The 19,532-nt window shown below is 70.4% G+C and carries 19 protein-coding genes; 11 read left to right on the top strand and 8 right to left on the bottom strand.

Annotated elements, in window-relative coordinates; genetic code table 11:
* Positions 1 to 40 precede the first annotated feature (40 nt).
* Entirely contained in the window at positions 41 to 1,936 is a 1,896-nt protein-coding gene (locus AW270_RS29915) for a prolyl oligopeptidase family serine peptidase (RefSeq protein ID WP_082801926.1), read from the top strand.
* On the opposite strand, the gene AW270_RS29910 is transcribed toward AW270_RS29915, so the two are convergent.
* Complete coding sequence (locus AW270_RS29910; protein ID WP_061299458.1) at positions 1,885 to 3,018, bottom strand: benzoate/H(+) symporter BenE family transporter; 1,134 nt, start codon at positions 3,016 to 3,018, stop codon at positions 1,885 to 1,887. The genes AW270_RS29915 and AW270_RS29910 overlap by 52 nt on opposite strands.
* 57 nt (positions 3,019 to 3,075) lie before the next feature.
* Here AW270_RS29910 and AW270_RS29905 point away from each other — a divergent pair, with 57 nt between their 5' ends.
* Positions 3,076 to 3,585: a helix-turn-helix domain-containing protein gene (locus AW270_RS29905; RefSeq protein WP_061299457.1), complete on the top strand. Its 510-nt coding sequence runs from the start codon at positions 3,076 to 3,078 to the stop codon at positions 3,583 to 3,585.
* Here AW270_RS29905 and AW270_RS29900 read toward each other — a convergent pair.
* Positions 3,582 to 5,201, bottom strand: coding sequence for a class I adenylate-forming enzyme family protein (locus tag AW270_RS29900; RefSeq protein ID WP_061299456.1), 1,620 nt, complete (start codon positions 5,199 to 5,201; stop codon positions 3,582 to 3,584). The genes AW270_RS29905 and AW270_RS29900 overlap by 4 nt on opposite strands.
* 119 nt (positions 5,202 to 5,320) lie before the next feature.
* On the opposite strand from AW270_RS29900, the gene AW270_RS29895 reads away from it, so the two are divergent.
* A complete protein-coding gene (locus tag AW270_RS29895; protein WP_061299455.1) occupies positions 5,321 to 5,773 on the top strand; it encodes a hemerythrin domain-containing protein in 453 nt (150 codons plus the stop codon).
* On the opposite strand, the gene AW270_RS29890 is transcribed toward AW270_RS29895, so the two are convergent.
* Positions 5,763 to 6,689 (bottom strand): winged helix-turn-helix transcriptional regulator, encoded by a 927-nt coding sequence (locus AW270_RS29890; RefSeq protein ID WP_061299454.1) that lies wholly within the window; start codon positions 6,687 to 6,689, stop codon positions 5,763 to 5,765. The genes AW270_RS29895 and AW270_RS29890 overlap by 11 nt on opposite strands.
* A 114-nt stretch (positions 6,690 to 6,803) precedes the next feature.
* Here AW270_RS29890 and AW270_RS29885 point away from each other — a divergent pair, with 114 nt between their 5' ends.
* Genes AW270_RS29885 through AW270_RS29875 form a run of 3 tightly spaced genes read left to right on the top strand, consistent with a single transcriptional unit; the run spans position 6,804 to position 9,431 of the window.
* Positions 6,804 to 8,231, top strand: coding sequence for a carotenoid oxygenase family protein (locus AW270_RS29885; protein WP_061299453.1), 1,428 nt, complete (start codon positions 6,804 to 6,806; stop codon positions 8,229 to 8,231).
* Positions 8,232 to 8,254: 23 nt separating this feature from the next.
* Positions 8,255 to 9,187, top strand: a complete 933-nt coding sequence (locus tag AW270_RS29880) for an LLM class F420-dependent oxidoreductase (protein ID WP_061299452.1) — start codon at positions 8,255 to 8,257, stop codon at positions 9,185 to 9,187.
* Between the two features lie 52 nt (positions 9,188 to 9,239).
* Entirely contained in the window at positions 9,240 to 9,431 is a 192-nt protein-coding gene (locus AW270_RS29875) for a tail-anchor membrane protein (RefSeq protein ID WP_061299451.1), read from the top strand.
* Between the two features lie 10 nt (positions 9,432 to 9,441).
* On the opposite strand, the gene AW270_RS39150 is transcribed toward AW270_RS29875, so the two are convergent.
* Positions 9,442 to 9,753 carry a DUF3817 domain-containing protein gene (locus AW270_RS39150; RefSeq protein ID WP_245674917.1) on the bottom strand — a complete coding sequence of 104 codons (312 nt, stop codon included), beginning with the start codon at positions 9,751 to 9,753 and terminating at the stop codon, positions 9,442 to 9,444.
* Positions 9,750 to 10,514, bottom strand: coding sequence for an SURF1 family protein (locus AW270_RS29865; protein WP_061299449.1), 765 nt, complete (start codon positions 10,512 to 10,514; stop codon positions 9,750 to 9,752). Before AW270_RS29865 ends, AW270_RS39150 begins: the two co-directional genes overlap by 4 nt.
* A gap of 117 nt (positions 10,515 to 10,631) precedes the next feature.
* On the opposite strand from AW270_RS29865, the gene AW270_RS29860 reads away from it, so the two are divergent.
* Complete coding sequence (locus tag AW270_RS29860; RefSeq protein ID WP_061299448.1) at positions 10,632 to 10,817, top strand: hypothetical protein; 186 nt, start codon at positions 10,632 to 10,634, stop codon at positions 10,815 to 10,817.
* Positions 10,818 to 10,881: 64 nt separating this feature from the next.
* Here AW270_RS29860 and ggt read toward each other — a convergent pair whose 3' ends face one another.
* On the bottom strand, positions 10,882 to 12,621 hold the full coding sequence (ggt, locus tag AW270_RS29855; RefSeq protein WP_061299447.1) for a gamma-glutamyltransferase: 1,740 nt from the start codon (positions 12,619 to 12,621) through the stop codon (positions 10,882 to 10,884).
* 128 nt (positions 12,622 to 12,749) lie between these two features.
* On the opposite strand from ggt, the gene AW270_RS29850 reads away from it, so the two are divergent.
* From AW270_RS29850 to AW270_RS29835, 4 genes are all read left to right on the top strand, one after another.
* Entirely contained in the window at positions 12,750 to 13,871 is a 1,122-nt protein-coding gene (locus AW270_RS29850; RefSeq protein ID WP_061299446.1) for a histidine kinase, read from the top strand.
* Positions 13,868 to 14,515 carry a response regulator transcription factor gene (locus tag AW270_RS29845; protein ID WP_061299445.1) on the top strand — a complete coding sequence of 216 codons (648 nt, stop codon included), beginning with the start codon at positions 13,868 to 13,870 and terminating at the stop codon, positions 14,513 to 14,515. Before AW270_RS29850 ends, AW270_RS29845 begins: the two co-directional genes overlap by 4 nt.
* A 103-nt stretch (positions 14,516 to 14,618) precedes the next feature.
* Positions 14,619 to 15,437, top strand: coding sequence for a sulfite exporter TauE/SafE family protein (locus AW270_RS29840; protein WP_061299444.1), 819 nt, complete (start codon positions 14,619 to 14,621; stop codon positions 15,435 to 15,437).
* 58 nt (positions 15,438 to 15,495) lie between these two features.
* The gene (locus AW270_RS29835) at positions 15,496 to 16,896 is read left to right on the top strand and encodes a tetratricopeptide repeat protein (RefSeq protein WP_061299443.1); all 1,401 of its coding nucleotides are present in this window, start codon (positions 15,496 to 15,498) and stop codon (positions 16,894 to 16,896) included.
* On the opposite strand, the gene ald is transcribed toward AW270_RS29835, so the two are convergent.
* A complete protein-coding gene (gene ald / locus AW270_RS29830) occupies positions 16,893 to 18,008 on the bottom strand; it encodes an alanine dehydrogenase (RefSeq protein ID WP_061299442.1) in 1,116 nt (371 codons plus the stop codon). The genes AW270_RS29835 and ald overlap by 4 nt on opposite strands.
* Before the next feature lie 16 nt (positions 18,009 to 18,024).
* A complete protein-coding gene (locus AW270_RS29825) occupies positions 18,025 to 19,404 on the bottom strand; it encodes an aspartate aminotransferase family protein (RefSeq protein ID WP_061299441.1) in 1,380 nt (459 codons plus the stop codon).
* Positions 19,405 to 19,532: the final 128 nt, after the last annotated feature.

The following is a 19,532-nucleotide window of genomic DNA, read 5'->3' as shown; positions in this document are numbered from 1 at the left end:
TCCGGGGGCGGGAGTGGCTCCAAATCGGTACTGTCCTGCCATGACACACCCGGTAGTGCACAAACTGCACGGCATCGAGCGGATCGACGACCACGCCTGGATGCGGGACCCCGAGGCGGTACGAGACGTGCTCATCTCCGAGCGGCGGCGCTACGAGTCCCGGATCGCCCACACCGCCCCCTTTCGGCAGCACCTCGCAGCCATAATGGCTGGACGGACGCCTGAGACTGAGTCTTCAGTCAGTTGGCGTCATGGGGCCTTTGTCTACTACACGCGAATTGACACCGGAAGAGAGTTCGGCGAATTCAGACGAAAGCGTGATGGTTCTGACCAGACGCTTCTCGACCTGGACACCTTCGGCGACTACGTCGAGCTCGGCGTGCGCGAGGTCTCGCCGGACGACCGCTGGCTGGCCTATTCGGTGGACGTGACCGGCGACGAGGTCTATGAGCTGCGGTTTCGCGACCTGTCCACGATGACCGACCTGCCGGTGCGCATCCCGCGGACCTATTACACGGGTGGCTGGGCCGACGGGTGGTTCTACTACACGGTGGTGGACGAGGTGTACCGCCCCTGGGAGGTACGCCGATACGACATCGCCACGGGTGTGGACGAACTGGTGCTCCGGGAGGGCGACCGGCGCTTCGAGCTGACCGTGCGGGCGACCCGCTCGGGCACCCACCTTCTGATCACCGCCGCGAACCGCGACACGACAGAGGTGTGGTCGGTCGTGGACGGCGTGCCGGAGTCGGTGGGCGGACGGCGGGCGGGGATCGAATATCGCTGTGACGCGACCCTCGACGGCCTGGTGACCTGGACCGACGACGGCCACTCGGAGTTCCGTGTGGTGGGCGTGCCGCCGCTGCCGGGTGAGCGGATCCACGCGGTCGACTGCTTCGACGGCTACAAGGTGCTGACCCTGCGACGTGGCGGCGACCCCTTACTGCGGGTGCTTGGAGACGACGGGACGTCGTATGAGGTGCATCCTCCGGTTCCGTGCGGACGCATCTCTCTTGTGCACAATCACGAGTACCTGACCGAGACGGTCACTTTCGAGACGGGGTCGTACAGCGAACCGACCCAGTGGTGGAGCCTGAACCTGGCGACCGGCGCACAGGAGTTGCTGAAGGAGAACCCGCGCTTCGACGGCTACGTCAGCGAACGCATCTGGGCCCCCGCCCCCGACGGCGCGGTCATCCCCATCACCGTGGTCCGCCGCCGCGACGTGCCGTTGAACGGCACCGCCCCCTGCCTCCTCTACGGCTACGGCGCCTACGAGCACGTCTTCGACCCGGTCTGGGACGCCGCCCTGTCGGCCTTCCTCGACGAAGGAGCGATCTTCGCCCACGCGGGGGTGCGCGGCGGCGGCGAGATGGGCCGCGCCTGGTGGCAGGCCGGCCGCCTGGACCACAAGGCCACCACCTTCACCGATCACATCGCCGCGGCCGAGCACCTGCTGGCCGGCCGCGTCTCCCGCATCGCCACCCGCGGCCTGTCGGCGGGCGGCCTCCTCCAAGCCGCCGTGTACGGGATGCGCCCCGACCTCTGGGCCGCGGTCGTGGCCGAGGTCCCTTTCGTGGACGTCGTCACGACCATGCTCGACGACACCATCCCGCTGACCGTCAACGAGTGGGACGAGTGGGGCGACCCGCGACGGCCGGAGGACTTCACGTGGATGCTGGCCTACTCCCCCTACGACAACATCCCCAGCGGTGACCTGCCGCCCTTGCTGGTCACGGGCGCCGTGAACGACCCGCGCGTGCTGGTCCACGAGCCCGCCAAATGGGTGGCCGCCCTGCGCGAACGGGGAGCCGACGTGCTGTTCCGCGTCGAGGTGGCGGACGGCGGCCACTCCGGCCCGCCCGGCCGCTACGCCCACCTCGACTACGAGGCGGAGATCTTCGCCTTCGTCCTGGAGGCGCTGAAGAAGACGTGAACGACCCCACCCGCCAGTAGCCCCCAGAACGCGGCCCCGACCCCGAGGAAGCTCACGCCGGAGGCGGTGACGAGGAACGTGATGATCGCCGACTCCCCCTCGATGTTCCTGATCGCCGAGGTGAGCGCCCCCAGCAGCGCCAGCCCCGCGACCCCCTGGATCAGGATCGGCGGCGACTGCACCACGAACGAGGTCGCCACCGCCGCCGACAGCCCCAGCCCGATCATCGCGACCCCGGACGTGGTGGAGGCGATCCACCTGCGCCCGGGGTCGGGCTCCGCGTCGGGCCCGGCCGAGAGCGCCGCCGAGATGGCGGCGAGGTTCACCGCGTGCCCCCCGAACGGCGACGCGACGGCGGAGGCGATCCCGGTGACCCGCAGCGCCGCCGGAAGGGGCACCTGATAGCCGAACCCCGCCATGACCGCCATGCCGGGCACGTTCTGGGACGCCATGGTCACCAGGAACAGCGGCAGCGCGATCGACACCACCCCCTGCACCGTGAACTGCGGCGCGGTGAAGGCGAGCTGCGGCCACCCGGCGTCGACGGGCGCGGCGATGAGCACGATCGCGACGACCAGCGCCGCCGGCACCGCCCACGTCCGGGCGAACCGCATCAGCACCAGCCAGACGAGCACGACGGGGATCGCCAGCCAGGGCACCTGCACCACGGCCCTCACCGGCGCGAGGCACAGGTCGAGCAGCACCCCCGCGAGCATCGCGGCGGCGATGGGCTGCGGGATGGCGGCGATCCACCGCCCGAGCGGCGTGAACAGCCCCGCGACGACGATCAGCGCCGACGAGACGAGGAACGCCCCCACGGCGGTCGCGAACCCCCCGCCGACCGCGCCCGTCGAGGCCAGCAGCGCCGCCCCCGGCGTCGACCAGGCGACGACGATCGGCATCCGGTGGCGCAGCGACAGCCAGATCGAACTCGCCCCCACCGCGAGGCACGCCGCCAGCAGCCCCGAGGCCGCCTGGACGGGGCTCGCCCCCACGGCCTGGAACCCGGCGAGCAGGATCGCGAACGAACTCGCGAACCCGACGACGGCGGTGACGATCCCCGCGACGATCGGCTGGACCATGGCACACCTCCCCGTTCCATAAACGGAACGCTTGCGACGTGAGGGAGGATAACCCGCGTGGACGCCCAAGCGATAGGCCGCCGCCTCAGAGATCTCCGCGAGGCGAAGGGCGTGTCCCTGTCCGCCCTGTCCCGGATGGCGGGGGTGGGGAAGGCGACCATGTCCGGCCTGGAGACGGGCACCCGGAACCCGACCATGGAGACGCTGTGGAAGGTCGCGGCGGCCCTGGAGGTCCCGCTGACCGCCCTGCTCTCGTCACCCGCGGTGCTGCCGGACGTGGCGGTCAAGGGCACCCTGCTGGAGTCCTTCGCCGACGCCGGGGTGACCTACGAGCTCTACCGGCTGGTGATCGCCGCGGGGACGTCGCAGGTCTCCCCCGCCCACGGCCCCGGCGTGACCGAACACCTGACGATCTTCACCGGGGTGGCCGAGGTCGGCCCCGAGGCGTCACCCTCGACGGGCGGCCCGGGTGACCACCTGGTGTTCTCGGCGAGCACGCCCCACCTCTACGCGGCCCGGGGGCCGGAGGACGTGCAGGCGAGCCTGCTGATCCGCTATCCGGACTAGAGCGTCTCGCGCAGTTCCCGCTTGAGGACCTTCCCCAGGGAGTTGCGCGGCAGCGCCTCGACGACCTCCAGCCGCTCCGGCAGCTTGTAGGAGGCGATCCCCGCGTCCCGCAGGAAGTCGACCAGCGATTCGAGCGTGACCGAGGCCTCCGGCTTCGCCACTACCATCGCGCAGGCCTTCTCGTTCAGCACCGCGTCCGGATAGCCCACGATCGCCACCTCGGCGACCGACGGATGCCCCGCGAGCAGCGCCTCGACCTCGGCCGGCGCGATGTTCATCCCGCCCCGGATGATGAGGTCCTTCGCCCGGTCGACGTAGCGCAGATACCGCCCTTGGGCGAGCTCGAAGACGTCTCCCGTAATGAGATAGCCGTCGTCGTCGAAGGGGTCCGACTCAGCGGTCCCGGCGAGGTATCCCGCGAAAACGGTGGGTCCGGATAGGCGCAGTTCCCCCGGCACCCCTTCGGTGGTCACCTCGGTCCCGTCGTGCGAGAACAGCTTGACCGAAGTCCCCCCGAGCGTCCCGGGCCAAGAAGTCCCCGGAGCGTCGGGACGAGGGAAATACCGAGCCCGGTCATCGGGATCCGGCATGGTCTCCGGGTCGGAGAGAAGCGCGATCCCCTCGTTCGACCCGAAGAAGTTGATGATGGCGATTCCGTACTTCTCCTGCCACCCCCGCACCATGGGCGGCGGCAGCGGCGCAGACCCCGACCCGATCCGGGTGAGGGAGGAGATGTCGAACTGCCCCAGCACCTCGGGCTTGTGCAGCAGCATCGTCAGCAGCGCGGGCGGCGCGAGCGTGTAGGTCACCCGCTCGGCGGAGACCTGCGACAGGTAGACGGGCAGGTCGAACGGGTGGTGCTGGATGAGGGCGTACCCCGTGCGCAGCCACGGCATGAAGACGCCGCCGATGCCGGCCATGTTGACCATGGGGAACGGGTTGAGGACCACGTCGGAGGGCCCGAGGCCGACGGCGTCGGCGCAGGTCCAGCCCACGGCGCCCCAGTCGTAGTGGCAGCGCGGCACCCCCTTGGGGGTGGCCTCGGTCCCCGACGTCCAGCAGATGGTGACGCAGTCGTTGGGGTCGACGCTCAGCGAGGCGAGGTGGGCGGCGAGCTTCCCGGCGTCCCCGGTGGCCGTCTCCAGTTCCCCGCCCCACTCCAGGACGGTCTCCACCCCGATCTCCCGGGCGACGTCGGCGCGGTCGACGGAGGTGACGAAGACGGAGGCGGCGGCGAGGGGGGTCAGCTGCCCGAGTTCATACCGCTTGAACTGCACGGGAAAAGGCGTGACGATCGCCCCGATCCGCACCACCGCCAGAACGGTCACCGCCAGCTCGACCGAATTCGGGAGCTGAACGGCCACCACGTCAGAGGCGGAAACCCCGTGATCAAGAAGAACGGCGGCCACCCTGTCGACCTCGGCGTCCAATTCTTCCCAGGTCAGCCGTTTCACGACGGACCCGTCCATCAAAGAGGCCTTGTTCGGCGGGTCGGCCACGGCCAGGAAGGTCGGCCGCTCCGCGACCCGGGCCCGCAACATGCCGTCAATCGTGTCGTCAGTCCACCACCCGGCGGAGGTGTAGCGCTCGACGACGTCCTTCGCGTGCAGCCTCATGCCGGACTCCCGGGGCTCTTTGATTGTGCCCGGAACATTAGGCAACCCCGTCGCCAGGGTCAACGAGTTTCGGCTGATTCGTGTGGGTTAGGCGGAGGAGATCAGAAAGGAGGCGACACATGGACCGCCGCACCACTGTCGAGCCGGATCAGGAACTGGACGTGATCACCGTGCTGACCCGACAGCACGCCCTGATCAGGGATCTGTTCGATGAAGTGGAGCGCAGTCAACCGGCCGACCGGAAGGAGATCTTCGGGAGGCTGAAGCGGCTGCTGGCCGTACACGAGGAGGCCGAGGAGAACGTCGTCCATCCAGTCGCGCTGGCCCGCCTGAACGGCGGGGCGGAGATCGTCGCGAACCGGAGGACCGAGGCGCGGAAGGTCAGGGAGCTCCTCACGAGCCTGGATCCCGATTCGCACGACTTCACACGTCATTTGGAACTTCTCCGCGCCTGGGTGTTCGCGCATGTGACGGCGGAGGAGAGATACGAGTACTGCGCGCTGGACTCGCTGACCAGCGCGGCCGAACGGCACATCATGGCCGAGGAGGTCCGGGAGACCTTCAGGCACTGATGTCGAAGTGCACCTCGCGGCGGGCCAGCACGCCGTCGCAGCCGGTGCAGAGCAGGACGGGAGCGAGCCCGGCGCCGCAGGACTTGTGGGTGATGTCCAGCAGGAAGCTCGGCGGCGCCGGGAGCTCCCGCTGGGCCCAGTCGACGATGAAGGCGAAGACCTCGAAGAAGGCCAGGCCCCGGTCGGTCAGGCGGTAGCCCGACTCGGCGGGGCGCAGCACCCCCAGGTCCACGAAGCGGCGCAGCCGGTCGGTCAGCACGGAGGGCGCGATGCCCATCTCGGCCTGGAAGTCGCCGAAGCGCTTCACCCCGAGGAAGGCGGCGGCCAGCACGTGGGTGGACCACCGGTCGCCCAGGATCTCCAGCGCGTCGGGGCAGTAGCCGAGGTAGTCGGGGCGGGGGCCGGTGGTGCGGCGGTGCTGGCGGGGGGCGTGCACGCTCGCGAAGGTGGCGTCCGGGCCCCGGACGGTGTGGGTGGCGCGGGCGGTCATCGCGGTGTGGCAGTGGCCGCAGCCGAGCACCGGGCGCGCCTCGTTGCCGCAGGCGTCGTGGATCAGCGGGGGAAGCTCGCGGCTGGTCCAGTCGCGCTCCCACGAGTAGATCGCCACCAGCAGCGACCACAGGCCGAGGCCGCGCTCGGTGAGGCGGTATTCGTAGCGGACGCGGCCGTTGCGGTAGGCGGCGGTCTCGAAGATGCCGCAGGCCACCAGTTCCTTGAGGCGGGAGGCCAGCACCGACTCGCTGATGCCCAGTTCGTCGCGCCAGCCGGCGAAGGTGCGGACCCGGAGGAGGAAGGCCCGCTGGAGGATCATCAGGACCCATCGGTCACCGAGGATCGTGAGTGCCTGACCGATCGGGGTGAGCCGCTCTTCGACCGGGGCCGAAGGTGGTGCGACCGTCAGGGTGGCCTCAGACATGAGATTCCTGACAGGTGGTGCTGTGCATGTTTCCCCGCGCTTACTGGATGAACCCGAATATCCCACTCTAAGGGCACATTGACGAGCTGACTTCTCTTTCCGTAGCGTCCGGGTATGGAAGTTCTGGACGAATCCGGCGAAGACAACCCATATCTCCTCGGGGTCTACGCGCCCGTCCATGAGGAGATCACCGCTGACGACCTGACCGTCATCGGCGAGATCCCGCGCGACCTCAACGGGGTCTACCTGCGCAACGGCCCGAACGCGCGATTCCCCATGCGGGGCCGCTACCACTGGTTCGACGGCGACGGCATGGTCCACGCCATGCACTTCGAGAACGGCGCCGCCCGCTACCGCAACCGGTGGGTGCGCACGAAGGCGTTCCAGGCCGAGAGCGCGGCCGGGCAGGCGTTGTGGACGGGGGTCATGGAGAACCCCAAGGCCAACCCGTTCGGCAACACGCGCGGGCTCAACCTGAAGGACTCCTCCAACACCGACATCGTGTTCCACCAGGGGCGGCTGCTCACGACGTGGTACCTGTGCGGGCAGCCGTACACGATGGACCCCCTGTCCTTGGAGACGCTCGGCGCGCAGACCTTCCTCGACACGCTGACCGGCGACGTCATGGCCCACCCGAAGGTCGACGAGCGGACCGGGGAGCTGTTCTGGTTCGACTACGGGCCGAGGCCCTCGTTCCTCCGGTACGGGGTGATCGGCCCCCAGGGCACCGTCGACCACCTGGTCGACCTCGACCTGCCGGGCGCCCGGCTGCCCCACGACATGGCGATCACCGACAACCACGCGGTGCTGATGGACCTGCCGCTGTTCCAGGACCTCGACGCCGCCCGCCAGGGCCGCTACAAGCTGACCTTCGACCGGTCGCTGCCAGCCAGGTTCGGCGTGATCCCCAAGCGCGGCCGGGCCGACCAGATCCGGTGGTTCGAGGCGAAGCCGTGTTACATCTACCACGTGGTCAACGCGTGGGAGGAGGGCGACGAGATCGTCCTGGACGTCTGCCGCGTCGGCCGCCCCGCCCCGGCGGGCACCGGGAGCGTGCTCGCCCGCATGATCAACTACTTGAGGCTCGACGCGCGCATGTACCGCTACCGCTTCGACCTGACGACCGGCGCGACCTCCGAGGACTACGTCGACGGCGACCACAACACCGAGTTCCCCTCGATCGACCAGCGCCTGACCGGCCGGAGATCCCGCTACGCCTACAACGTCTCGGTGAAGCAGGCGCCCACCAACCTGTTCGACGGCCTGGTGAAGTACGACAACCTCACCGGCGCCAAGCAGACCTACTACTACGGCGACCACCGCTACGGCAGCGAGGCCCCCTTCGCCCCCCGCGACGGCTCGACCGGCGAGGACGACGGCTACCTGGTCAGCTTCGTCACCGACGAACGGGAGCAGCGCTCCGAGGTGCAGATCCTGGACGCGTCCGACATCACCAAGGGTCCCGTGGCGCGGGTGCTGCTCCCGCAACGGGTCCCGCTCGGCTTCCACGCCACGTGGGTACGGGCAGACCAGCTCCGATAGTCACCAGAAAAGATCGGCTCCACATGCTCAGCGTTTCCCTCGGTCTATGGCAGGACCGGCCGGCCTCCGAGGCCCTGCTCACCGCCAGGGCGGCCGACGACCTCGGCTATCCCGAACTGTGGGTGGGCGAGATGGCCACCTACGACGCCTTCGCCCTCGGCACCGCCATAGGCCTGGCCACCGAACGGATCAGCCTCACCCTCGGCCCCTTCGCCGTCGCGGTCCGCGACCCGATGATGATCGCCATGGGCGCGGCCTCGGTGTCCGACCTCGTCAAGAGAACGGTGAACGTCGCCATCGGCACATCCAGCCCGCTCGTGGTCGAGAAGTGGCACGGCCGGCCGCACGCGGGTTCGGCCAAAGCGCTGGCCGAGCAGGTGGAGGTGCTGCGCGGCCTGCTCGACGGGGGGAAGTCGGCGCATGCCCGGTCCTCCGGCTACCGCCTGCGTCTCGACGCCCCCCGCTCGACGATCACCGTCGCCGCCTTCGGCCCGCAGGCCGTGAGGATCGCGGCCGGGGCCGACCGCATGGTCCTCAACCTGGTCACCCCGGCCTCCGCCGCCCGCCTGGCCGGCGACCACCGCGCGGCGGGAGGGAAGAGGGTCACCGCCTGGGTGACCGCCTCGACCGCCGCCGACCCGGCCGCGATGGAGCAGCTCCGCCGGGGCGTCGTCGGCTATCTGGCCGCCCCCGGTTATGGCGAGATGTTCGCCGAGGCCGGGTTCGGGGACGTCGTCGCCTTCGCCCGCAGCGGCCCCCACCCGCGTGAGCTGCTTGCCAGGATCCCCGACGAGCTGCTCGAATCGGTCGGGCTGCTCGGCGACTCGGCCGAGAAGCGGCTGGCCGAATATCGCGACGCCGGAGTCGACGAGATAGCCGTGGTGCCCGCGAGCACGGAGAACGACCCCGGTGGCGTCAGGACGCTCAGGGAACTGCGGGCTCTGGGCGCGCGTTGAGGATCCATCGTCCAGTATTGAGATGTATCGCGAATGATCCGAAGGGGCCCCAATGTCGCCACTCGCCAAGTACTACATCGGTGCGGGCATCGGCTCGCTGCTCGCCATCTGGCTGCTGCCCGGCCTGATCTCGTTCCTGGTGGTGGTCGGGCTCCTCGGGGCGCCCGTCGTCGCCTGGTTCATGCTCGACGAGTCCCAGCGGCGCCGGCTCCTGCGGCTGCGCCGCCGGGGCATCGGCCGCTGAGACCGACGGCTCAAGCCGCCGCGACCTGGGCGTGAACCCGGTCGGTGACCTTCCGCTCGAAGTAGAACGACAGGAAGGGCACCGTGCCGGCGAGCATCACGCCCAGGATGTAGCCCCAGGACCAGCGGGCCTTGAGGCCCAGGTTGATGGTGGCGACCAGATAGACCATGTAGAGGAAGCCGTGGATCGGCGAGATGATCTGCGAGGGCCCGGGGATGTCGAACCCGTAGCGCAGGACCATCCCGGTCACGAGCACGAGCAGCATGCAGCCCACGATGTAGGCCATCACGCGGAACGGTTTGAGGGCGGATTCCACGGTCACGTCTCCGGCTGAGGTTCGGGGTCGGTTGAGCGTACGGCGTCGCGGACGAAGTGGAACCACATGTAGACCGCGAACACCGCGAAGATCCACCACTGGGCCGCGTAGGCCAGGTTCCGCCAGGTCAGCGGGGCCCCCACGGAGGGGGCGGGCACGGCCACCGGGGTGGCCGACAGGGCCGGCGTCTGCCGCGTGGCCACCACGTAGCCGTCGCGCAGGTCGCCGTCCCACAGGTTGAGCAGTTCTGCCGTAGAGACGGTCGCGACCTGCCCGGTGGGCAGGACGCCGCCGCGCTGGACCGCGTCCGACTGGTCGGGGGGCCGCAGGCGGCCGACCACGTTCACCTCGCCCGCCGGGACGTCGACCGCCGGATCGCCGGGCGAGGCCACCCAGCCGCGGACCACCGGCATGATCGAGCCGTCGGCGAGGGTGAGCGGGGTCAGCAGCCAGAACCCGGCGCCGGCCGAGGCCCGGCCGCCGGGCGCGTCGACGTCGGGCCGGCGGTCGGCCACCAGCAACTGCGCGGTGGCGTCGTAGGTCCCGGTGGCGGTGACCTGACGGCCGACCTCGTCGGTGGTGACGCGTTCGCCGGGCCTGCTGAGCTCGGTCAGCGCGACCGGGGCCGGGTCGTCGGTGGCCTGAGGGTGCCCGGAGTCGGTGAAGACGCCGAGCTGCCAGCGGCCGAGCAGGAAGAAGGCCACCAGGACCCCGATCACCAGCAGGTGGAGGCCCACCAGCCGAGGAGCGAACAGGGTGCGCAGCATGACTCACAAGGTATCTGTCATGCACACCGGTCCCGGCCATGGGGCCGGATTCGCCAAAGCTAGCAATAACGACATATTGGTGTCTCGTGGGCATGGTGTGTCGCTAGAGTTCGTGCCATGTCTGACCCTCAGGTTGACCCGGCCGGGAACACGCAGGCCTTCCGCGCCTTCGCCCGTAACCAGGAAGAGGCCGCGCAGCAGGCCCAGCAGCAGGAGTCGTCGCGCCTGCCCCTCTACATCGCCCTGGGCGTCGCCCTGGTGATCGTGGTGGCGGTCGTGGCCTACTTCGCGTTCACGGCCTAAAGGACAACCTCACAGAGCAGAACCGCCGGCGACCGCGCCCGCCGGCGGTTTTGTCATGCTCTCTTTAGTCCTTGACGACCAGCGCGCTGCCCCCGCCGCGACGGGCGGGCTCGGCGACGGCCTGCACCTTGCCGTGCCGGAGGAACTCCAGCGCGGTCGCCGCGCCGATCTCCGGGGTGGGCGTGAACGTGTGGCCCTTGGCGGTCAGCTCGGGGCCGTAGCGGTCGATGAAGGCCTGTTCGGCCTGGGTCGCCGCGGTGTTGCGCTGCGAGGCGCGCGGGGCGGCCAGGGCGTCGGGCAGTGACATGCCGAACGTGAAGCGGTTGACCAGGATCTGCAGGACGGTCGTGATGATCGTCGCGCCGCCGGGCGAGCCGACCGCGAGCAGCGGCCTGCCGTCCTTGAGCACGATCGTCGGGGCCATCGAGGAGCGCGGGCGCTTGCCCGGGGCGGGCAGGTTCGGGTCGCCGGGGGCCGGGCCGAAGGTGAAGTCGGTCATCTCGTTGTTGAGCAGGACGCCCCGGCCGGGCACCACGATCCCGGCGCCGCCGGTCTGCTCGATGGTGATGTTGTACGCCGCCACGTTGCCCCACCGGTCGGAGGCGACCAGATGGGTGGTCTCGGGCCCCTCGGGCTGCTGCTCCTTGGTCCCCGGCGCGGGGGCGGGCGTGGCGCAGGGGCCGTACGCGCCGTCGGGCTGGCCGGGGGCGGCGGGGTGGGGCAGCGCGGTGTCGCCGATCAGGCAGGCGCGCTCCTTGGCGAAGCCCTCCGACAGCAGTTCCCTCAGCGGGACCTGCACGAACGCGGGGTCGCCCACGTAGGCGTTGCGGTCAGCGAAGGCCAGGCGGCTGGCGTCGAGGTACTCGCTCAGGCCGACCGGGCCGGCGTACTCCAGGATGTTGAGCGCCTCGCCGACGGTGGAGCCGCCCGAGGAGGGCGGGGCCATGCCGTAGACGTCGAGGTTGTTCCAGCGGACCTTGGTCGGTTCGGGGGTGAGCGCCTTGTAGGCCCGCAGGTCGGAGACCTCCATCAGGCCGGCCCTGACGTTGCGGGTCGAGCCGGGGGTGACGGGCGGGGCCTTGACGGTGGCGACGATCTCCTGGCCGAGCTTGCCGCCGTACAGCCAGGAGGGGCCCTTGTCGGCGAGTTCCTGGTAGGTGCGGGCCAGGTCGGGGTTGCGGAAGGTCGAGCCGACCGGGGGCGGCGCGCCGTTCGGGAGGTAGAGGGCCGCCGTGGAGGTGATGTCGGCGAAGCGGGCCGCGTTGGCGGCGGTCTGGTCGTAGAAGGTCTGGTCGACGACGAAGCCCTTGCGGGCCAGGTCGGCGGCGGGCTTGAGGGCCTTCTTCAGCGACAGCGTGCCGTGTCTGCGCAGGGCCAGGTCCCACTGGGCCACGCTGCCGGGGACGCCGACCGACAGGCCGCTGGTGACCGCCTGGTCGAAGGGGATGCCCTCGAAGGTCGAGGGGGTCATCTTCGCGGGGGCGGTCTCACGGCCGTCGATGTTGATCACGCGCCGGGAGCGGGCGTCGTAGTAGACGATGAAGCCGCCACCGGCCAGACCGGCCGAGTAGGGCTCGGTCACGCCCAGGGCGGCGGCTCCGGCCACCACGGCGTCCATGGCGTTGCCGCCGTGTTTCAGCACGTCCAGAGCGATCTTGCTGGCGTCCAGGTCGACCGTGGCCACGGCGCCGCCGTAGCCCTCCGCGACCGGTTTCTTCTCCACCTGGGGCCTGGCTTGGGCGGGGGGTGCGACGAGCGCCCCCATGACGACGATCCCGAGCGCGGCGCCTGTGACGCGTCTCATCGGCCACCTCCACTTTGTGATCATCCAAGGATGACCGGACATGTCAAGACCCGCTACGCCTTGAGGTGTACCCCGAGCTTCCCCCTCGGGCGGATGTCATGCCCTCCGGTGTCGCCTAACGTGACAGCGTGGTCGAGCGCAGAGACGTGGTGCACGCCATCGTCGCGGCGGTGGTGCAGGTCGTCGCGACCGAGGGCGCCCAATATCCCCAGACCGAGCGCGCGCCGCTCGACTGGCGAGGCTATCTGCTGCTGCTCGTCGGCCCTTTGATGATCTTGTGGATGCGGCGGCGGCCGGTCGCGGCGCTGACTGTCACCGTCTTGGCGACCTGGGCCTACGTGCTGTGCGGCTTCGCGTTCGGGCCGGCCTTCCTGACCCCGATCATCATGATCGTCTACTCTCTGGTCTCGGGTCACCGGGGCCCCGCCTGGGGCTGGGGCCTGGCTTCGCTCGTCTTCATGATCGGCTATTCGACGTGGCTCACCCCGGGACCGCACTCCTGGCTCCACCACGCCGGCGTGGTGGCGTTCCTGTTCCTGGTGCTCACGTTCGCCGAATGGATGCGGGCCTTCCGCGAGCGCCGGGCCGAGAAGGCCGAGAAGGCGGCCGAGGAGGAGCGGCGGCAGGCCAGCGAGGAGCGGCTGAGCATGGCCCAGGAGCTCCACGACGTGCTGGCCCACAACATCTCGCTCATCCACGTGCAGGCCTCGACCGCGCTCCACCTGATCGAGAGCCATCCCGAGCAGGCCAGAAGCGCCCTGTCGACGATCAAGACGGCGTCCAAGGACGTGCTGAGCGAGATGCGCGGCGTCCTCGACGTGCTGCGCGAGGGCGCGCCCCGCAATCCGACCGCCGGGCTCGACCGCCTCGACGACCTGGCCGACCGCAGCTGCCTCGACGTGAAGGTCGTCCGGACCGGCGAGGTCCGGCAGGTCCCCCACGGCCCCGACCGGGCCGCCTACCGGATCGTCCAGGAGTCCCTCACCAACGTGACCCGGCACGCCCCCGGCTCGTCGGTGCTGGTCTGCCTCGACTACGGAGACGACACCCTGAGCGTCACGGTCACCGACGACGGCGCGGGGAAGCGCGACGCCGTCACCGACCTGGGCGGCGGCAACGGCATCCCCGGCATGCGCGAACGCGCCTCGGCCCTGGGCGGCTCGCTGACGGCGGGCCCCCACGACGCCGGTTTCCGCGTCGCGGCGACCCTCCCGATCCCCGCCGGAGAGACACCCAAGGAGAGTTCGTGATCAGGATCCTGCTCGCCGACGACCAGGCTCTCGTCCGGGCCGGGTTCCGGGCGCTGCTCGACGCCCAGGAGGGCATGGAGGTGGTCGCCGAGGCGGGCGACGGCGCGGAGGCCGTGCGGCTGGCCGGGGAGCACCAGCCCGACGTGGTCCTGATGGACATCCGGATGCCCGGCACCGACGGGCTCACCGCCGTGCGGCTGATGCCGCCGGGGCCCCGGGTGGTCATGCTCACCACCTTCGAGCTGGACGAGTACGTCTTCGAGGCGCTCCGCGGCGGGGCCAGCGGCTTCCTGGTCAAGGACACCGAGCCGGCCGAGCTCATCCAGGCGGTCAGGGTGGTCGCGGGCGGGGCGGCGCTGCTCTCCCCCGGCGTGACCCGGCGGCTGATCGCCGAATACGCGTCGCGGGCCAAGGCGCCGGTCGTCCCGAAGGAGCTGGGCTCCCTCACCGAGCGGGAGCGCGAGGTGCTGGCACTGGTGGGCAACGGGCTGACCAACGACGAGATCGCCGGGAAGCTGTTCATGTCGCCCGCCACGGCGAAGACCCATGTCAGCCGGGCGATGATGAAGCTGCGGGCACGCGACCGCGCCCAGCTCGTAGTGATCGCTTACGAGTCCGGCCTGGTCAGGCCGGGGTGGACGTGATGGAATAGCACGGTAAGCGCTTTCCGTACCGTGGCCAGGTGCGGAGGGAGTGGCATTCGCGCCACTTCTCGCGTCCGGCCGGTCACGTTAGGTTGCGCTGGTGATGGCCTTGTTCGCCGGCGGGGTGGGCGCCGGGCTGCTCGCGGGCTCCGTGTCGTGCACGGCGGTCCAGGGTGGGCTGATCGCGGGGGTCGACCGCATCTGGGCCTTCCTGGCCGGGCGTGCCGTCGTCCACGTCGCCCTGGGGGCGCTGCTCGGGCTGGCCGGCTCGGCGCTGGTGATCGCGCCGGTCGTGCGGGCGCTGGTGCTGATCGTCGCGGGGGCCGGGGTGGTGGTCGCGGGGATCGCGCTGCTGCGCAGGCCGATGGCGTGCCGGCCGCTCACCGGAGGCCCGTTCGCCCGGGGCGCGGCGACGATCCTGGTGCCGTGCGGGGTCACGCTCAGCACCGAACTCGGGGCGGTCTCGACCGGGTCGGCGCTCGCGGGGGCGGTGCTGATGGGCGGGTTCGTGCTGGGGTCGTCGCCGGCCTTCGCCCTGGTCGGCATCGTCCTGAAGCGGCTGGCCCGGTGGGCCGGGGTGCTGGTGATCGCGGCCGGGCTCTTCACCGTCTTCTCGGGCGTCCGGCTCGGCGGCTGGCTGCCCGACAGCCCCGCCGTCGCGGCCTCGGCCGGGAACGTGGTCTGGGCGACGCCCGGCGGGTTCCGGCCCGCCGCGATCACGGCCGCGGCCCATCGGGAGATCGTCGTGGTCTTCCGTACCGAGGACAACCGGAGCTGCACCACCACGGTCGCGATCGACGGCCGGGACGTCGCCCTGCCGGAGACCGGGCAGGTCACGGTGCGGCTCGGCGCGCGCGGGCCGGGGACGGTCCGATACTCGTGCGGCATGGGCATGTTCTCGGGATTCATCAGCATCCGCTGAGGCAATAAACTGGCAATCACCCTCCGTGACCGGACTGTTACATGCGAATCTGTCCGCCATGACAATGTGGCCTGAGGTGTCGGCCAGGACCGCGCAGGTCCCGCCGCCCCGCCCCGCCGCCGACGGCGAGGGCGACGATCTGCACTCCGCCGCCCAGGCGGGGGACGCCCGGGCGGCCCACCTGCTCGGGCGGCTCTACGCCCAGCGCGGCGACCGCTCGGCGGCCCGCCACTGGTGGGAGCGCGCGGCCGGGGCCGGAAACGTCGACAGCGCCTTCAACCTCGGCAAGTGGCACGAGAAGCACGGGTCCCTGGAGGAGTCCCTGCGCTGGTATGAACGGGCCGCCGGCACCGGCGACGCCGAGGCCGCCGCCAACCTGGCCACCCTGCTGCTGGAGCAGAAGGGCGACGCCCCCGCGGCCTTCCACTGGTACGAGACCGCCGCCACCGCCGGGTCCAGGCGGGCGTCGAGAAAGCTCGCGCTGCTCTGCGAGGACGCCGGAGACCTGACCCGGGCCCGCGACTGGCACCGCAGGGCCGCCCTCGACGGCGACCTGACCAGCGCCCACGACCTGGGCTTCCTCGGCTACTCGACCGGCGAGGAGGGCGACGCCCGCCACTGGTGGGAGTACGCCGCCCGCTGCGGCCACGCCGAGGCCGCCTACCACCTGGGCCTGCTGCTCCACGCCCTGCGCGACCCCGAGGGCGCGGAGGTGCTCTACCGGCTGGCCTCCCAGCACGACCACCCCGGCTCGGCCTCCCAGCTGGGCAACCTGGCCCTGGCCAGGAGGGACCTCCGTTCCGCCCGCGCCTGGTTCGAGCGCGCGGCGGGCACCGGCCGGGTAGACGACCAGCGCATGGCCGGTTTCGTCTGCGTCGAACTCGACGACCCGCGCGCCGCCTCCCACTGGTTCGGCCGCGCGGCGGCGACCGGGGACGCGGAGGCCGCGTACAACTTCGGGCTGCTGCTGATCGCCGAGCACGCCGACATGAGCGGCGGGGAACACTGGCTGCGGCAGGCTGCCGGGCAGGGCCACTACCGGGCGGCGCTGGAGCTGGCCAACCTGCTGACCGCCACCGACCGCGCCATCGAGGCCGAGCGGTGGAGCCGCCTGCCGAAGACGCCCGGCTGGGACCGGCCCGCCGAGCCCGAACTGGCCGCGCGGGCCGAACTGGCCGTCGCGGCGGCCGGACGGCGCGGCGAGACCACCCTCGACGTCGCCGACCTGAGCGAGATCCTCGGCACCTGGGACATGGTCACCCGGCGGCTGCGCGACCCCATCGACCCGGTCACCTGGCTGACCGACAAGAGCGGCCTGCACGCCACCGCCGTCGAGCACCTCGCGGCGGTCCGGGCCACCCTGCTACGACCGGGGACCGCCCCCTGGCCCGCGCCCATCGAAGTGGAGCGGGTCCTGGAGACGGCCCGTGACCTGCGAAAACGCCTCGGTCTCAGTTAGGCGGCGAGGATCTCGCCGACCGGGGTGTAGGGGAGCTGGTGGGCCACCGCGACCGGCTCGTTGGTGACGAGGCCCTCGTGGGTGTTGAGCCCGAGCGCGAGCCCGGCGTCGCCCGCAAGCGCCTTCTTCCAGCCCTGGTCGGCCAGCTTGACCGCGTAGGGCAGGGTGGCGTTGGTGAGGGCGTAGGTGGAGGTGTTGGCCACCGAGCCCGGCATGTTGGCCACGCAGTAGAAGATCGAGTTGTGGACCGTGAAGGTCGGCTCGGCGTGCGTGGTCGGCCGGGAGTCCTCGAAGCAGCCGCCCTGGTCGATGGCGATGTCGACGAGCACCGACCCCGCCTTCATGCGGGCCACGAGCGAGTTCGGCACCAGCGTCGGGGCCTTCGCGCCCGGGATCAGCACCGCGCCGATCACCATGTCGGCCTCCAGGCAGGCCTTCTCGATCGCGTACGACGTCGACACCAGGGTCTTGAGGCGGCCCTGGTAGATCGCGTCGATGAAGCGCAGCCGGTCGATGTTGACGTCGAGGATGGTCACCTCGGCGCCCATGCCGACGGCGATCTGCGCGGCGTGCAGACCCGAGACGCCGCCGCCGATGACGACGACCTTCGCCGGTGCCACACCGGGCACGCCGCCCGGGAGCACGCCCCGGCCGCCGTTGAAGCGCATCAGGTTGTACGCCCCCACCTGCGGCGCCAGCCGCCCGGCCACCTCCGACATCGGGGCCAGCAGCGGCAGCGCGCCGCCGACCTGGACCGTCTCGTAGGCGATGGCCGTGGTGCGGCTCGCGAGGAGCGCGTCGGTGCACGGCCGGGAGGCGGCCAGGTGGAGGTAGGTGAAGAGCACCTGGCCCTCGCGGAGCCGGTGGTACTCCTCGGCGATCGGCTCCTTGACCTTCAGGACCATCTCCGACTCGGCCCACACCTCGTCGGCCGTGTCGACGATCTTCGCGCCGGCCGCCAGGTACTCCTCGTCGGGGATGTGCGAACCGAGGCCCGCGCCACGCTGGACGTGGACGTCATGGCCGTGACGGACCAGCTCATGAACGCCGGCCGGAGTGGCGGCGACACGATATTCGTGGTTCTTGACCTCGGCGGGCACGCCGATCTTCATCTTCCGGGTTCCTTTCTCAGAGCAGAGCCCAGGCTTCGGTGAGGACTCCGCGAAGGATGGATTCGATTTCGTCGAACTCCTTCTGGCCGCAGATGAGCGGCGGGGCGAGCTGGATCACGGGATCGCCGCGATCGTCCGCCCGGCAGTACAGGCCTGCCTCGAACAGCGCCTTGGAGAGGAAGCCCCGGATGAGGCGCTCCGACTCGTCGGCGGTGAAGGTCTCCTTGGTGGACTTGTCTTTCACGAGCTCGACGCCCCAGAAGAACCCGCTGCCCCGCACATCGCCGACGATGGGCAGGTCGTGGAGCCTCTCCAGGGTGGCGCGGAACGCGCCCTCGTTGCGGGTCACGTGACCCAGCAGGTCTTCGCGCTCGAACAAATCGAGGTTCGCCAGTGCCACGGCCGCCGAGACGGGATGACCGCCGAAGGTGTAGCCGTGGGCGAACATCTCGGTCCCCGACTTGAACGGCTCGAAGAGCCGGTCGGAGCAGATCATCGCTCCAAGTGGAGAATACCCGCTGGTCAGACCCTTCGCGGACGTGATGATGTCCGGTACGTAGTCAAATTTTTCCCCGGCGAACATGGTGCCGAGACGGCCGTAGGCGCAGATGACCTCGTCCGAGACGAGCAGAACGTCGTATTCGTCGCAGATCTCGCGCAGCCGCTGGAAGTAGCCGGGCGGGGGCGGGAAGCAGCCGCCGGCGTTCTGGACCGGCTCGACGAAAACGGCGGCCACCGTGTCGGGGCCCTCCATCTCGATCGCGCGGGCGACCCGGTCGGCGGCCCAGATGCCGTACTGCTCCGGGGTCATGCCGGGGACGCCGGTGATCTCGTCGGCGCGGTAGTGGTTGGTGTTCGGCACCCGGACCGAGCCCGGCACCAGGGGCTCGAACATCTGCTTGAACAGGGGGATGCCGGTGATCGACAGCGCGCCCTGCGGGGTGCCGTGGTAGGCGATCTGGCGGCTGATGACCTTGTGCTTCATCGGCTTGCCGGTCAGCTTGAAGTACTGCTTGGCCAGCTTCCACGCCGTCTCGACGGCCTCGCCGCCGCCTGTGGTGAAGAACACCCGGTTCAGGTCGCCGGGGGTGTGCTCGACCAGACGGGCGGCGAGCTCCACGGCCTTGGGGTGGGCGTAGGACCACAGCGGGAAGAAGGCCAGTTCCTGGGCCTGCTTGGCGGCCGCCTCGGCCAGTTCGCTGCGGCCGTGTCCGGCCTGCACGACGAACAGCCCCGCGAGGCCGTCGAGGTAGCGCTTCCCGTTGACGTCGTAGATGTAGGACCCCTCACCCCGGACGATCATGGGGACCTCGGCGTTCTCATAGGCGCCGTGTCGGGTGAAGTGCATCCAGAGGTTGTCGTGAGCGGCTCTCTGCAGGTCTTCCGGGTGCGTCATCTGCTACTTCCCTTGGTGTCTGAGCTCCGCCTCAGTGTGCATTGCCTCCCGGACATCTGCCAAGGGAAAACGTGGTTGCAAATTGAAAGCGCTTCGGATTCCGCGATACCCACGTGTAAAGACGACGA

This window comes from Herbidospora cretacea (genome assembly GCF_001570605.1).
Taxonomy (GTDB): Bacteria; Actinomycetota; Actinomycetes; order Streptosporangiales; family Streptosporangiaceae; genus Herbidospora; species Herbidospora cretacea.
This window is presented reverse-complemented; position numbering and strand designations above follow the sequence as displayed.

Coding starts and splice junctions, on each gene's coding strand:
- AW270_RS29880 (WP_061299452.1), top strand. CDS start 8,255: ATGCTCAGCGTTTCCCTCGGTCTATGGCAGGACCGGCCGGCCTCCGAG.
- AW270_RS29895 (WP_061299455.1), top strand. CDS start 5,321: ATGGACCGCCGCACCACTGTCGAGCCGGATCAGGAACTGGACGTGATC.
- AW270_RS29910 (WP_061299458.1), bottom strand. CDS start 3,018: ATGGTCCAGCCGATCGTCGCGGGGATCGTCACCGCCGTCGTCGGGTTC.
- AW270_RS29875 (WP_061299451.1), top strand. CDS start 9,240: ATGTCGCCACTCGCCAAGTACTACATCGGTGCGGGCATCGGCTCGCTG.
- AW270_RS29840 (WP_061299444.1), top strand. CDS start 14,619: ATGGCCTTGTTCGCCGGCGGGGTGGGCGCCGGGCTGCTCGCGGGCTCC.
- AW270_RS29900 (WP_061299456.1), bottom strand. CDS start 5,201: ATGAGGCTGCACGCGAAGGACGTCGTCGAGCGCTACACCTCCGCCGGG.
- AW270_RS29865 (WP_061299449.1), bottom strand. CDS start 10,514: ATGCTGCGCACCCTGTTCGCTCCTCGGCTGGTGGGCCTCCACCTGCTG.
- ald (WP_061299442.1), bottom strand. CDS start 18,008: ATGAAGATCGGCGTGCCCGCCGAGGTCAAGAACCACGAATATCGTGTC.
- AW270_RS29860 (WP_061299448.1), top strand. CDS start 10,632: ATGTCTGACCCTCAGGTTGACCCGGCCGGGAACACGCAGGCCTTCCGC.
- ggt (WP_061299447.1), bottom strand. CDS start 12,621: ATGAGACGCGTCACAGGCGCCGCGCTCGGGATCGTCGTCATGGGGGCG.
- AW270_RS29885 (WP_061299453.1), top strand. CDS start 6,804: ATGGAAGTTCTGGACGAATCCGGCGAAGACAACCCATATCTCCTCGGG.
- AW270_RS29890 (WP_061299454.1), bottom strand. CDS start 6,689: ATGTCTGAGGCCACCCTGACGGTCGCACCACCTTCGGCCCCGGTCGAA.
- AW270_RS29915 (WP_082801926.1), top strand. CDS start 41: ATGACACACCCGGTAGTGCACAAACTGCACGGCATCGAGCGGATCGAC.
- AW270_RS29835 (WP_061299443.1), top strand. CDS start 15,496: ATGACAATGTGGCCTGAGGTGTCGGCCAGGACCGCGCAGGTCCCGCCG.
- AW270_RS29825 (WP_061299441.1), bottom strand. CDS start 19,404: ATGACGCACCCGGAAGACCTGCAGAGAGCCGCTCACGACAACCTCTGG.